Here is a 13,874-nt window from a genome sequence, read left to right as displayed (position 1 = left end):
CTTGCATGTGTTAGGCACGCCGCCAGCGTTCGTCCTGAGCCAGGATCAAACTCTCAATTTAAAAGTTTACACTTTTTTGTTGAAATAATTAATCTGCGCCAACTGTTAAGTCGGTTAATCAACCGTTAGGTTGCTTCGCAAGCTCATTACATACTTTTTAGTCTTACGACTAAAATATTACTTTTACTAAAGTAATTGACTGGTTAAAATAAAATATTATTTCATTTCTTTACCTATTTCTCTGTTTAATTTTCAAAGACCAATTTACTTTGTCATCATATGACGACTTCTATTATTTTATATGTTATTGTTTAAGTTGTCAACATATTTTTTTATTATTTAAAATATTATTTTAAGTTTAAAAAAATATTTAACTCTTAACCTTAATACGTTGTTACTAATAATTTGTAACAACAAAATATATTATATCAAATCTATTCGATATTATATTTACAAAAGTTCTTATTCTCTATAGATTACACTGTTTTTTCTTTATATATCTCTTTATTTCTCCAAATTAAGCATTAAGATACACTAGGTTAGTTATTTTTACAATAAAAAATACTTATTTGAAATATATTCAAATAAGTACTTTAAAAATTTATTCTTCTGTTTTATCGGTTGTATTATCTACTACACATAAATCAGGTTCCTCATTAGCAGAAGTTCCTTCTATCTCAACCTTTGAAGAATCTTCTTGAAGTTTTTCAGAATTAGTTTCCTCTTCAGAAGAATCCTCATCAGTTTGAATTACATCACTACTATTTATTTTAGCAATAGCTACAATGTTATCTCCCTCTCCATTCTTCATTAAAGTAACTCCCATAGTATTCCTACTTGTAGTTGATATACCAGCTACATTTAACCTTATAACAATACCATTACTGTTTATAAGTATCATTTCATCCCCATCTTTTACTATTCTTGCACCGACGAGTTTTCCTGTTTTTTCTGATACCTTATAAGTTATTACTCCCTTACCACCTCTATGTTGAAGTGAGTATTCAGAAACTAAAGTTCTCTTTCCAAATCCATTTTCACTTATAACTAAAAGTTCTTCTTCAGGTGTTACTATATTCATAGATACTACAATATCCCCTTCTCTTAAGGTTAATGACTTAACCCCAGTTGCAGTTCTACCCATACCTCTTACATCTTTTTCACTAAACCTTATAGAATAACCATTTCTCGTAACAAACAGCATTTCGCTATCTCCATTGGCTATTGCAGCACCAATTAATTCATCATCTTCTCTTAAGTTTATTGCATTTAAACCATTTTTCCTAATAGCTGAGTATTTATCTAATGATGTCTTCTTAATTAAACCATATTTTGTTCCCATTACAAGATAATTATCCTGCGCAAATTCTTTAAGGCATATAACAGCTTGAATTTTCTCGTCACTGGCTAGTGGTATAATGTTTATTAAATTTGTTCCCTTGGCAGTTCTTCCACCTTCTGGAATTTCATATGCTTTTAATTTAAATGATTTTCCCTTATTTGTGAAGAATAAAATATTATTATGAGTAGTAGTTATAAAGATATGTTCTACGAAATCATCTTCTTTTGTAGTAACACCCTGTATACCTCTACCCCCTCTTTTTTGAGAGCTATAAGTATCAGCTGGTAGCCTCTTAATATATCCTGCATGAGTAAGCGTTATTACAATATCTTGCTCTTGAATTAAATCTTCCTCATCTAAGCTATATGGGTTTTTTTCTATTGATGATCTTCTAGTATCCCCATATTTATTTCTAACTTCTATTAGTTCATCCTTAATTATGTTTAATAATACTAATTCATCTGCTAAAATTCCTTTTAAATAATTTACTGTTTTCATTAATTCATTATACTCATCTTCAACTTTACCTCTTTCAAGGCCTGTGAGTCTTCCAAGTCTCATTTCAACAATAGCTGTAGCTTGTTTTTCAGATAAATTAAATGCAACCATTAAACTTTCTTTAGCCTCACTAATTGTTTTTGATGCTCTTATTAAACGAATTACTTCGTCAATATGATCTAGCGCAATCTTAAGTCCTTCTAAAATATGGGCTCTTGCTAATGCTTTATCAAGATCAAATTGAGTTCTTCTTCTTATTACTTCTTTTTGATGTTCTAAATAACAAACTAGAATTTGTTTTAGATTTAAAGTTTGAGGTTCGTTATTTACAAGAGCTATCATTATAACTCCAAAAGTATCTTGCATCCTAGTATGTTTAAATAACCTATTTAATACTATGTTAGGATTTGCATCTCTTTTTAATTCTATAACAATTCTCATACCTTCTCTATCTGATTCATCTCTTAAGTCTGATATTCCATCTATTCTTTTATCTTTTACTAAATCTGCTATACCTTCTATAAGTTTTGCTTTATTAACTTGGTAAGGTAACTCTGTTACTATTATTGTATTTCTACCTTTATTCTCTTCAATGTCTGTTTTTGCCCTAACAAGTATTCTTCCTCTTCCTGTTTCGTAAGCACTTTTTATTCCTGCTCTTCCAAGTATTATTCCACCTGTTGGAAAATCCGGCCCTTTAATTTTGGTCATTAAGTCACTTATAGTAACTTCAGAGTCTTCAATAACCATAAGTACTCCATCTATAACTTCTATTAAATTATGTGGAGGTATATTGGTTGCCATTCCTACTGCAATTCCTGTTGATCCATTAACTAAAAGATTAGGGAATCTTGATGGAAGAACCGATGGTTCTTTTTCTTCTCCATCAAAATTAGGAACGAAATCTACTGTATCCTTATTAATATCTCGTAGCATCTGAATTGTAATTTTGCTCATTTTAGCTTCTGTATATCTCATTGCAGCTGCACCATCACCATCTACAGAACCAAAATTACCATGACCATCAACTAAAGTACATCTTTGGGAAAAGTCTTGAGCCATTCTAACGAGTGCTCCATATACCGCAGTATCACCATGTGGATGATACTTACCTAAAACATCTCCTACAATTCTTGCACACTTTCTATATCCTTTTTCTGGTGTTAGTCCTAGTTCATGCATAGAAAATAATATTCTTCTATGAACAGGTTTAAGCCCATCACGCACATCTGGAAGCGCACGGCTTACAATAACACTCATAGCATAATCTATATATGATTTTTTCATTTCATCTCTTAAATCAACAGGTAAAATTCTCCCCTGATTATTAACCATGTTACACCTCTTTAAAAAAATATTTTAATGCTAATTTACTAAAGTAGATACATCTACATAGCAGATTCATCTACTTTAGTAGATGTTAAACTAAATATCTAGGTTAAGTACACTTTTAGCATTTTCTTGTATAAATTCTCGACGTGGCTCTACTTTATCACCCATGAGAATAGTAAATATCTCATCTGCCGCCATTGCATCTGCTACATGAACCTTAAGCAAAGTTCTCTCTTCAGGGTTCATTGTTGTATCCCAAAGTTGGCTTGGATTCATTTCCCCAAGACCTTTATATCTTTGTATATCAGTGTTACTATCTTTTCCACCGAATTCCGCAAGTGTCTGCTCAAGCTCCTTTTCAGTATATACATAATGCTCTTTCTTACCTTTAGAAACTTTAAATAGTGGAGGTTGAGCAACATATACATGCCCTTGTTCTACTAAATCCTTCATGTATCTATAGAAAAATGTTAGTAATAAAGTCCTAATATGGGCCCCATCTACATCTGCATCTGTCATAATAATAATACGATCATACCGTATTTTGGTTATATCAAAATCTTTTCCAATACCAGCACCAAAAGCAGTTATCATAGCCCTAATTTCAAGTGAAGCAAGCATTTTATCAATTCTTTGTTTTTCAACATTCATTATTTTTCCTTTAAGAGGAAGTATAGCTTGGAATTTTCTATCTCTACCTTGTTTAGCTGAACCACCGGCTGAATCACCTTCGACCAAATATATCTCACATTCCATAGGATCTTTTGATGCACAATCAGATAATTTTCCTGGAAGAGTAGTACTTTCGAGTATTGATTTACGTCTTGTAAATTCTCTTGCTTTTTTTGCAGCCTCTCTTGCCCTTGCTGCATTTAATCCTTTATCTATTATACTTTTACCGAGTTGAGGATCTTCTTCTAGAACATTACTTATTGCCTCGCCAACTATACTGTCAACTATACCCCTTACTTCACTATTCCCAAGTTTAGTCTTTGTTTGACCTTCAAATTGAGGATCAGTAAGCTTTATAGATATAACTGCTGTAAGTCCTTCACGAACATCTTCTCCAGATAAATTCTTATCATTATCTTTTAAAAACCCAAATTTTTTAGCATAATCATTTACTACTCTTGTTAACGCAGTCTTGAAACCAACTAGGTGTGTTCCACCCTCTACCGTATCTATATTATTAGCAAAAGAAAATATGTTTTCTGTGTATGTATCGTTGTATTGAAGTGCTATTTCAACAACATACTCATCTTTGCTTCCTTCCATGTATATGGTCTCATGAATAGTTCCCTTATTTCTATTTAAATAATCTACAAAGGATTTTATTCCACCCTCATACAAAAATTCGTGATTCTTACCATCGCGCTCGTCTGTTAGAGTTATTCTTAATCCCTTATTTAAAAAAGCTAATTCTCTTAATCTTTGTGATAGTGTTTCAAAATCAAAATCAATTTCTTCAAAAATTTCTGGATCTGGAGTAAAGAAAACTTTTGTTCCATGTTCAGTAGTTGTTCCTATATCTACAAGTGTACTTGTAGTCTTTCCTTTAGAAAAAGTCTGTTTCCATATATGACCATCTTTTTTAACTTCTACTTCACAAACAACAGATAATGCATTAACTACAGATGATCCAACACCATGAAGGCCACCTGATACTTTATATGCTCCACCACCAAATTTTCCACCTGCATGAAGTACTGTCATTATAACTTCAACAGTAGGAATTTTCATTTTATGATGTATTCCTACTGGCATACCACGACCATCATCTATAACAGTTATAGAATTATCTTGGTGTATAATCACATTTATATTCTTACAAAAGCCTGCTAATGCCTCATCTATACTATTATCTACGATTTCATAAACTAAATGATGAAGCCCTCGAATACTAGTGCTACCTATATACATACCAGGTCTTTTCCTTACAGCTTCTAATCCTTCAAGTACTTGTATTTGACTCTCGTCATAAACATTATTTATTTCCATGTATATCCTCCTAAATTACTCTAAAGTTCATAATATACAGTTTCTGTTCTCTTGCATAAAGTTTGCGATGATATTGGTGATAAATATATTTTACTTTTTTTATCCACCTCAGCAATAACAAAAGATTTTGCGATGTTTTTTGTTATTCTCTCTACAAAACCATCTTCTTCAGCCATTCTTAAAAATTGGATAGTATCTGAGCTATACATAGTAGTTTCCATATCAAATATACCTATAATATCTTTTATAGGAACGACTACATTTTCTCCTAAATGCAAAAACATACCATACCTCCTCCATAATTAATTGTATTATTTGAATCTATGTAATTTCTTTTACTCCGCCTGACATAACTTCAAATATCTTACTTTCAGAATTTAAATATTTTCTTATATTATTAACCCCAGTGCATGTAATTAACGTTTGAACTTCTTTTATAGAATTTAATATATATTCTTGCCTTTTTGTATCCAATTCAGACAAAACATCATCAAGTAACAATACTGGATATTCTCCAGTAAGCTCTTTTATTATTTCAAGTGCTCCAAATTTAATGGTTAAAACCGAAGTTCTTTGCTGCCCTTGAGATCCAAATATTCTAGCATCAATACCATTTAACTGTATAGAAAAATCATCTCTATGTGGACCTACTGATGTAGTTCTAGTTTCTATGTCTCTTTTTCTATTTTTACATAAAAGTAAATAGAAGCTCTCTTGTATATTATCTAATTCTTTAATTGGAGTTAGATATTTAATTTCAATTACTTCACTTTTAGATGTTATATTGCTATGTATTTTTTTTGATAATCTATTTAATTTTTCTATATAAGCTATTCTATCTTTTATTATTACTGCACCAAATTCACTAAGTTGTCTATCATATACATCTATAATGTCACTATTTGTATTCCACTTTTTTATAGCTAAGTTTCTCTCATTTAAAATTTTTTTATATTGAGCTAAATTATAATAATACCTACGGCTTAGCTTACACAATTCAATATCTAAAAATTTACGTCTGTATGATGGAGATTCTTTAACTATATTTAAATCTTCTGGAGAAAACATAATCACATTAAAACTACCTACGAGCTCAGATAATTTTTGAACTTTTATAGAATTTATATTAACGCCTTTTTTACCTTCTTTAAAAATTTTTATTTCTATTTTTTTATCGAGTCTTGTTTTACATACATAAATTTTTATATATGCTTCTGTACCATTCCAGTTTATTAATTCCTTATCTCTATTTGTTCTATGGGATTTAGCTAAACTGCAATAATAAATTGCCTCTAAAATATTTGTTTTTCCTTGAGCATTATCTCCTACAAATACATTAGTACCTTTATTTAATTCTATAACTAATTCATTATAATTTCTAAAATCTTTGAGTTGTAAATATTTTACATGCATATAATCACCTATTAAGATTATAACATATATATATAATTTTATTATTTTATATGTATAAATAAATTCGTATGTTTTTCTTTATTTTAGACATAAATTGTGCACCGGATATTATTTTATAATTTTCCGGTGTACTTTTTTATGGTTAGTAACCTTTTTTTGTTAAATCATCTCTTACGTAGCTGAATATTAAACTATTTTGTAAGACTCATTGTTAAATTCAATTATATCACCTTTAACTAATTTTTTACCCCTTTGAGTTTCTATCACACCATTGAGTTTAACTTCCTCATTTTTTATATAAAATTTTGCTTCTGATCCTTGTGATGCTATTCCAGCCCATTTTAGAAAAGCATCTAATTTTATTATACCTGTATCTACTTGTATTTCATTCATTTTAAAACCGCCTTTTTATTAAATTATTTTTTAGATATATCCATTTAATTATTTGTTGCTCTTATTCTTACTGGTAATACCATGTATGTGCAATTATCTTTTTCTTTGTTTCTTACAACGCAAGGATTAACACCACTAGAAAACTCCATAACAATTTCTTCCTCATCCATTATTTTTAGTAGCTCAATTAAGTATTTTGAGTTAAATGCAATTTGAAGAGGCTCTCCTTGCAAAATTATATTTATTTCTTCCCGAGCCTTTCCCAATTGAGAATTAGAAGTGATTATCATGTTATCTTCTTCTATATTAAATTTAACCAAATTAGTGTTTCCCTCTTTTGCCATAAGTGAAGCTCTTTCTATACAACTTAGTAATTCAGATCTTTTAGCTGTGATTTTTAAATTATATTCTTCTGGTATTATTGAGCTATATTTTATAAATTCACCTTCTAGTAACCTTGATATAACCTTAGTTTTCCCAAGATTAAACAAAATATGATTTGGTGTGAATGTTATATTTACTACTTCATCTGTTTCTTCTAGTATTTTTGATACTTCACTTAATGTCTTACCTGGAATTACAGCATTTATACTAGAGTCATTATCTACTGGTTCACTTCTAAATGCAACTCTATATCCATCCAGTGCTACTAAATTAAGTTTTTTATTTTTAATTTCAAACAAGACTCCTGTAAGAATTGGTCTAGTTTCATCTTGAGCAACCGCGAAAATAGTTCCCTTCATCATATTTTTTAATAATCTTTGAGATATTGAAAAAACCATATTTTCAATTATATCAGGTAAACTAGGATAATCTTCACTATCCATGTGTATTATAGTTGCATAAGATTTTTGACAAACTATTTTAATAGAATTGTTCTCATCAGAACTTATTTCTACTGCGCTATTAGGTAACTTTCTTATAATTTCACCAAAAAGCTTAGAATCTAGAACAACGCTACCATCTTCTATAATATCAGCATTTATTTTAGCTTCAATACTCAAATCAATATCAGATCCTATAAGTGTTACTTCTCCGTTTCTAGCATCTAGTAATATTCCTTGTAATACAGGCATTGTTGATTTTCCAGTAATTGCTTTTTGAACATTTGAAATTGCTTCTTGTAACATTGATTTTTCACATATAAATTTCATAAAAAAAAGACCTCCTTATCCACATGGGAAATTGATAAAAGATAGGTAAGATAATAATTAATTATAGTAGTAATAGTAGTAGGGGCTGTTGATATGTTAAAAACCTACTTTAGGCCTTACTACGTAACGAAGATTGGTAGAACTAATTGTGGATAAGTATGCAAAAAAAATCACAGTTATCCACAATATTAACAGTCATGTTTTATGTAATATTTTATGCACAGGACTATATATAAATAGTATTAACAGTTGTTAGTAACATGATATATATTATTTTTGACTTATCTTTTTAGTTAATTCTGCTATATTATCTTGTAGATTCTCATCAACCTTAAGACCATTTGATATTTTTTCACATGCATGGATTACAGTTGTATGATCACGACCTCCAAACTCTTCACCTATTTTAGGTAAAGACATATCTGTAAGCTTTCTACATAAATACATTGCGATTTGTCTTGGAAAAGTTATATTTCTAGTTCGCCTTGAAGATTTAAAATCCTCAATTTTTAGATTAAAATAACTAGAAACGATATCTTGTATCAGTTCAATGGTTACTTGTTTGGAATTTCTGCTAGAAATAATATCCTTAAGCGCTTCTGATGCCAAATCTATTCCAATTTCTTTATTAGTTAGTGAAGAGAATGCTACTATTCTAATAAGTGCACCTTCTAATTCTCTTATATTTGATTTTATTTTGGTTGCAATATAAACAAGTACTTCATTTGGTATGTCTAAGCTTTCTACATCTGCTTTCTTCTTCAAAATAGCAATTCTAGTCTCAAAATCTGGTGGTTGTATATCGGCTATAAGTCCCCATTCGAATCTTGATCTCAATCGATCTTCTAGAGTAGGAATCTCTTTTGGAGGTCTATCACTAGATAGAATAATTTGTTTGTTTGCTTCATGAAGATCATTGAATGTATGAAAAAATTCTTCTTGTGTACGTTCTTTACCTGCAATAAATTGAATATCATCAATCAAAAGTACGTCTACGTTTCTGTATTTGTTTCTAAATTCTACATTTTTGTCGTCTTTAATAGAATTGATAAGTTCGTTTGTAAATTTTTCAGAAGAAACGTAAACAACTTTAGATTTTGGATTATTTGCTAATATATAATGACCAATAGCATGCATTAAATGTGTTTTTCCAAGTCCAACTCCACCATAAATAAATAGTGGGTTATATGCTTTAGCTGGTGATTCGGCTACAGCGAGAGATGCAGCGTGGGCAAACCTATTACTATTACCAATGACAAAAGAATCAAAGGTGTATTTGGGGTTTAGTGTTGCAGACATTTCATCATTAACAATGAGATTATGTCTTTCGGATTCTCGTTTTGATTTAGGTGTTTCAATTTCGGCGACTTCTTCTGATAATATAAAGAATTCTATCGTATATGTTTTAGAAGTAAGTAATTTAACGGCGTTCATTATTAAATCCTTATATCTATTTTCAAGAATATCTTTAGTAAAATTATTAGGAACACCTAATTTAAATGTATTATTATCTAAGGCCATAGGTTCTATACTTTTAATCCAAGTATTAAAACTAACTTCTGTAAGTTCACCTTTTATTATACTTAAGGTTTTTTCCCAGATATCTTTAATTTGGGTGCTCATTTCCTACCCTCCAGTTCAAATAAAAAAAATTTTTATGTAAAAACAAACAATATATAAACAGAGTTATAAACAATAAAATAATATATTGTAAGCTGTTGATAAATAGTTTTAAAAATATAAACATGTTAATAACTATGTTTATATATTTACTTAGAAATAAATTGTTAACAATATATAAAAAAAGTTATTAACAGATTAAATAAAGAATAAATCCAGTAATATAGTAAAAAGTATATAAGTAAAAAGAAGTTTAAGACAATATTGTAGTAGTTATTCACAGTTTTGTCCACAAGTTGTGAATAACTTTATTAAAAAGCAGGTTATGCACAGGTCTTTCTTATATAATATCAAAAAATAACAAGGTGTTCAAGAAGTTATCCACAAAAAAACATATAAATATAAAAAATATTAACAATATTAATAAAAATGCTTATCTTGACAATCTGCTTATGTGACTATATAATCTAATAGTAAAACCATAAATATGCGATTGGAAGATGGTTGCTATAATGTTATGGTTAAATAAGGGGGTGTAGCAGATATGTTCATGACTTACCAACCGAAAAAAAGACAAAGAAAAAAAGAGCACGGATTCAGAAAGAGAATGAAAACCGCTTCTGGCAGAAATATTCTTCAGAAAAGAAGACAAAAAGGTAGAAAAAGATTGACAGCATAAAGGCCGCTAATGTGGCCTTTTTCTGCAATTTGCGGAAAAGAGGGCGGCTAATATGAAGATTAATGTTAAGAAGTACAGAATTAGAAAGAATACTGAATTTAGAACAGTATATAGAAGAGGTAAATCTTTTTCTAACCTATTATTGGTATTATATATTTATAAAAATAGTAAAGAACTTAATAGATGTGGAATATCTGTCAGTAAAAAGGTAGGAAACAGCGTAATTCGCGGTAGAGTAAAAAGATTAATAAGTGAAAGCTATAGGCTTAATAATGAAGGATTAAAGACAGGATATGATTTAGTATTTATTGCAAGGAACCCTTCTAATTCTAAAAATTATAAAGAAATAGAGAGTGCTTTGACTAAACTACTTAAGAAAGCTGGTTTAATTAATAATGAAAAAAATACTTATACTGGGCATTAGATGTTATAGAAAATATATATCACCCCTTAAGAGGCCTTGTTGTATATTCTATCCTACATGTTCTCAGTATACTTTAGAAGCTATTGAAAAGTACGGAGCAATAAAAGGATTATTTATGGGAATAAAGAGAATACTCAGATGTCATCCTTATAATAAGGGCGGCTTTGATCCAGTTAAATAAACGCTCAGGAGGTTTTGAATTTGAATTTGAATTTTTTAACGGTCCCACTTACAAAATTCTTTTATATAGTAAATGGTGGAATTCACACAATTATACCAAATAATGATTTATCATACGGACTCGCAATAATTATTTTCACAATTATTGTAAGGTTAATATTGTTGCCTTTAAGTGTTAAACAACTAAGATCAACCGCTAAAATGGGTGCAATTCAACCAGAAATGAAAAAGGTTCAAGCTAAATATAAAAGTGACCCACAAAAGGCTCAGCAAGAAGTAATGAAACTTTATAAGGAAAATGGAGTAAATCCAATGGGTGGTTGTTTGCCAATGCTTGTTCAGATGCCTATTTTATTTTCGTTATATTATGTGTTTCAAAACTTAAATATGCATGGTGCCGGTTTTTTATGGATGCAAGATTTAACAAAAAGTGATCCGATATATATATTACCAATATTATCTACTGTTACAACATATTTTTCATCAAAACTTATGCAGCCGCCGTCAACAGATGGTGCTCAATCCAAACAAACTTCAACAATGAACACTGGAATGGCTATTTTCATGGGATTCATGAGTCTTAAGTTTGCAGGTACATTGGTATTATATTGGGTTATAAATAATGTGATACAAATAATTCAAACTGTAGTTATAAATAAAATTGAATTAAATAAAAAAACAGATGAACTAGTAGTTAATAAAAAATAAGTTTAACACAAGTGCCTAATTTTTACATTAAGAAAGGCGGGTGTAGTACGATATGAAGATTATAGAAATGATGGGGAAAAACGTTGAGGATGCTATTAGTAAAGCGCTAGAAGAATTAAAAGTCTCAAGAGATAAAGTAAAAGTTGAAACGATAGACGAGGGAAGTAAGGGATTTTTAAATATCATAGGTGTAAAACCTGCTAAAATTAGAGTTACAGTTAAAAGGGATAGTTTAAAGGAAGCTGAAACATTTTTAATGGAAGTACTACAGTCTATGAATATGAAAGCAGAAATTAAGCTTAAAGATGAAAACAATGAAATTCACATTGATTTAATTGGACCTAATATGGGACTATTAATAGGATATAGAGGTGAAACTTTAGATGCCATTCAATACCTTGTAAGTTTAGTTGTAAATAAAAACCATGATGAAGAGTATAAAAGAGTGTTATTAGATACTGAAAATTATAGAGCAAAAAGAGAAGAAACTTTAAAAAGACTTGCATCGAAAATTGCTTATAAGGTTAGGGTGAGTGGTAGGGTATTAAAACTTGAACCTATGAACCCTTATGAAAGAAGAATAATACACTCCTCGCTTCAAAATGATACATATATTTATACATTTAGTGAAGGTGAAGAACCTTATAGAAGAGTTGTAGTTGATTTAAAGAAAGCCTAAGGGCTTTCTTTTTAAATTTGTAAAACTAAAGAATATAATAAATATTTATAAAATTAGGAGGATACGTTTAATGAAAGAATTTGATACTATAGCTGCAATATCAACTAGCATAGGAGAGGGTGGTATATCCATAATTAGAGTATCTGGTGATAAGGCTATAAATATAGTGGATAGTATATTTATAGGTAAAAATAATAGAAAACTCAATGATTTCAAATCTTACACTATGAGATATGGTCATATTATTGATAAAAATGGAATTAGACTTGATGAGGTTATTATTTCATATATGAAAGGACCGAAAAGTTTTACATCAGAGGATACTATTGAAATAAATTGTCATGGTGGAATAGTAGGGACCAATAGAATTCTACAAGAGGTTATTCACGGGGGCGCAAGGATAGCAGAGCCAGGAGAATTTACTAAAAGAGCATTTTTAAATGGTAGAATTGACTTAAGTCAAGCAGAAGCAGTTATGGATATAATACGTGCAAAGACAGAACTTAGCATGAAATCAGCACTTATGCAATCAGAAGGGTCAATTTCCAGGGAAATAAAAAACGTTCGAGCTAAATTACTTAGTGTAATTGCACATATAGAAGTTACAGTTGATTACCCAGAAGAGGATATTGAAGATGTAACTGCAAAGGAAGTACGCGAAGAAGTTACTCTTATAAAAAGTGAGATAGATATGCTACTGAGTACTGCTGATGAGGGGAAAATTTTAAGAGAAGGTTTAAGTACCGTTATCGTTGGAAAACCTAATGTAGGGAAATCGTCACTGCTCAATGCTCTTGTAAAAGAAAAAAGAGCTATAGTTACAGATGTACCAGGTACAACAAGGGATGCCATAGAAGAGTATATAAGTATCGAGGGCATACCGGTTAAAATAGTAGATACTGCTGGAATTCGTGAAACTGATGATATAGTTGAAAAAATAGGAGTAGAAACATCCAAAGAAAAAATAGATGAGGCGGACTTAGTTATATTAATATTGGATTCAAGTTCGAAGATTAGTCGTGAGGATATAGAAATAATTGAATATATTAAAGAAAAAAAATACATTGTACTATTAAATAAAAGTGATTTAGGTGGTAAAATAGAGATAAGCGAATTAAAAAACTTAAAATCTAAATATATTACTAATATTTCAATAAAAACAGGTGCGGGTTTAGATGACCTTAAAAAAAATATAAAAGATCTATTTTTTAATGGTGAAATTAAAACAGAAGGAGTATTCGTTACAAATAACAGACATAAGCAGTCTTTAATACGGGCTAAGGAAAATTTAGAAGCATCATTAAATGCTTTAGAGTATACTTCAGCTATAGATTTAGCTTCAATCGATATACGAAATGCATGGATGAATTTAGGTGAAATTACTGGCGAGGCACTAGATGAGGATATAATACATAAGATATTTGCTGAATTTTGCTTAGGAAAGTAGGGATAAA

The 13,874-nt window shown here is 29.9% G+C and carries 13 protein-coding genes and 1 rRNA gene; 6 read left to right on the top strand and 8 right to left on the bottom strand.

The features are described 5' to 3' along the window. The 8 genes from KPL37_RS04365 to dnaA form a co-directional block, all read right to left on the bottom strand. Nucleotides 1-61: ribosomal RNA gene (locus KPL37_RS04365) — 16S ribosomal RNA — on the bottom strand; the annotation flags it as partial. Nucleotides 62-601: 540 nt separating this feature from the next. Further along, on the bottom strand, nt 602-3,175 hold the full coding sequence (gyrA, locus tag KPL37_RS04360; RefSeq protein ID WP_216146190.1) for a DNA gyrase subunit A: 2,574 nt from the start codon (nt 3,173-3,175) through the stop codon (nt 602-604). A gap of 90 nt (nt 3,176-3,265) precedes the next feature. After that, the gene (gene gyrB, locus KPL37_RS04355) at nt 3,266-5,170 is read right to left on the bottom strand and encodes a DNA topoisomerase (ATP-hydrolyzing) subunit B (protein WP_216146189.1); all 1,905 of its coding nucleotides are present in this window, start codon (nt 5,168-5,170) and stop codon (nt 3,266-3,268) included. 20 nt (nt 5,171-5,190) lie between these two features. Beyond that, on the bottom strand, nt 5,191-5,454 hold the full coding sequence (gene remB / locus KPL37_RS04350; RefSeq protein ID WP_216146188.1) for an extracellular matrix regulator RemB: 264 nt from the start codon (nt 5,452-5,454) through the stop codon (nt 5,191-5,193). A gap of 37 nt (nt 5,455-5,491) precedes the next feature. Continuing rightward, nucleotides 5,492-6,583, bottom strand: a complete 1,092-nt coding sequence (recF, locus tag KPL37_RS04345) for a DNA replication/repair protein RecF (RefSeq protein ID WP_216146187.1) — start codon at nt 6,581-6,583, stop codon at nt 5,492-5,494. 186 nt (nt 6,584-6,769) lie between these two features. Further along, complete coding sequence (locus KPL37_RS04340; protein WP_216146186.1) at nt 6,770-6,976, bottom strand: RNA-binding S4 domain-containing protein; 207 nt, start codon at nt 6,974-6,976, stop codon at nt 6,770-6,772. 44 nt (nt 6,977-7,020) lie between these two features. Further along, on the bottom strand, nt 7,021-8,130 hold the full coding sequence (gene dnaN, locus KPL37_RS04335) for a DNA polymerase III subunit beta (protein ID WP_216146185.1): 1,110 nt from the start codon (nt 8,128-8,130) through the stop codon (nt 7,021-7,023). 270 nt (nt 8,131-8,400) lie between these two features. Then, entirely contained in the window at nt 8,401-9,753 is a 1,353-nt protein-coding gene (gene dnaA, locus KPL37_RS04330) for a chromosomal replication initiator protein DnaA (protein ID WP_216146184.1), read from the bottom strand. Nucleotides 9,754-10,294: 541 nt separating this feature from the next. Between dnaA and rpmH the strand changes: the two genes are divergently transcribed. The 6 genes from rpmH (at nt 10,295) to mnmE (ending at nt 13,867) form a co-directional block, all read left to right on the top strand. Continuing rightward, complete coding sequence (rpmH, locus tag KPL37_RS04325) at nt 10,295-10,429, top strand: 50S ribosomal protein L34 (protein WP_071614800.1); 135 nt, start codon at nt 10,295-10,297, stop codon at nt 10,427-10,429. Nucleotides 10,430-10,481: 52 nt separating this feature from the next. Continuing rightward, entirely contained in the window at nt 10,482-10,853 is a 372-nt protein-coding gene (gene rnpA / locus KPL37_RS04320) for a ribonuclease P protein component (RefSeq protein WP_216146183.1), read from the top strand. After that, complete coding sequence (gene yidD, locus KPL37_RS04315) at nt 10,825-11,034, top strand: membrane protein insertion efficiency factor YidD (RefSeq protein ID WP_216146182.1); 210 nt, start codon at nt 10,825-10,827, stop codon at nt 11,032-11,034. The genes rnpA and yidD overlap by 29 nt, the downstream gene beginning before the upstream one ends. 20 nt (nt 11,035-11,054) lie before the next feature. Beyond that, entirely contained in the window at nt 11,055-11,741 is a 687-nt protein-coding gene (yidC, locus tag KPL37_RS04310) for a membrane protein insertase YidC (protein WP_425514021.1), read from the top strand. Nucleotides 11,742-11,793: 52 nt separating this feature from the next. Beyond that, nucleotides 11,794-12,420: an RNA-binding cell elongation regulator Jag/EloR gene (gene jag / locus KPL37_RS04305; RefSeq protein ID WP_216146181.1), complete on the top strand. Its 627-nt coding sequence runs from the start codon at nt 11,794-11,796 to the stop codon at nt 12,418-12,420. Between the two features lie 70 nt (nt 12,421-12,490). Then, nucleotides 12,491-13,867: a tRNA uridine-5-carboxymethylaminomethyl(34) synthesis GTPase MnmE gene (gene mnmE / locus KPL37_RS04300; RefSeq protein WP_216146180.1), complete on the top strand. Its 1,377-nt coding sequence runs from the start codon at nt 12,491-12,493 to the stop codon at nt 13,865-13,867. Nucleotides 13,868-13,874 lie beyond the last annotated feature (7 nt).

The sequence above is a fragment of the Clostridium frigoris genome, assembly GCF_018861865.1.
GTDB lineage: Bacteria > Bacillota > Clostridia > Clostridiales > Clostridiaceae > Clostridium_AD > Clostridium_AD frigoris.
Note: the sequence above shows the minus strand (reverse complement) of the source record. Positions and strands in the feature narration are given on the sequence as shown.

Excerpts from the sequence above, each read along its gene's own strand:
- gyrA (WP_216146190.1), bottom strand. The coding sequence starts at position 3,175 with ATGGTTAATAATCAGGGGAGAATTTTACCTGTTGATTTAAGAGATGAA.
- gyrB (WP_216146189.1), bottom strand. The coding sequence starts at position 5,170 with ATGGAAATAAATAATGTTTATGACGAGAGTCAAATACAAGTACTTGAA.
- remB (WP_216146188.1), bottom strand. The coding sequence starts at position 5,454 with ATGTTTTTGCATTTAGGAGAAAATGTAGTCGTTCCTATAAAAGATATT.
- recF (WP_216146187.1), bottom strand. The coding sequence starts at position 6,583 with ATGCATGTAAAATATTTACAACTCAAAGATTTTAGAAATTATAATGAA.
- KPL37_RS04340 (WP_216146186.1), bottom strand. The coding sequence starts at position 6,976 with ATGAATGAAATACAAGTAGATACAGGTATAATAAAATTAGATGCTTTT.
- dnaN (WP_216146185.1), bottom strand. The coding sequence starts at position 8,130 with ATGAAATTTATATGTGAAAAATCAATGTTACAAGAAGCAATTTCAAAT.
- dnaA (WP_216146184.1), bottom strand. The coding sequence starts at position 9,753 with ATGAGCACCCAAATTAAAGATATCTGGGAAAAAACCTTAAGTATAATA.
- rpmH (WP_071614800.1), top strand. The coding sequence starts at position 10,295 with ATGTTCATGACTTACCAACCGAAAAAAAGACAAAGAAAAAAAGAGCAC.
- rnpA (WP_216146183.1), top strand. The coding sequence starts at position 10,482 with ATGAAGATTAATGTTAAGAAGTACAGAATTAGAAAGAATACTGAATTT.
- yidD (WP_216146182.1), top strand. The coding sequence starts at position 10,825 with ATGAAAAAAATACTTATACTGGGCATTAGATGTTATAGAAAATATATA.
- jag (WP_216146181.1), top strand. The coding sequence starts at position 11,794 with ATGAAGATTATAGAAATGATGGGGAAAAACGTTGAGGATGCTATTAGT.
- mnmE (WP_216146180.1), top strand. The coding sequence starts at position 12,491 with ATGAAAGAATTTGATACTATAGCTGCAATATCAACTAGCATAGGAGAG.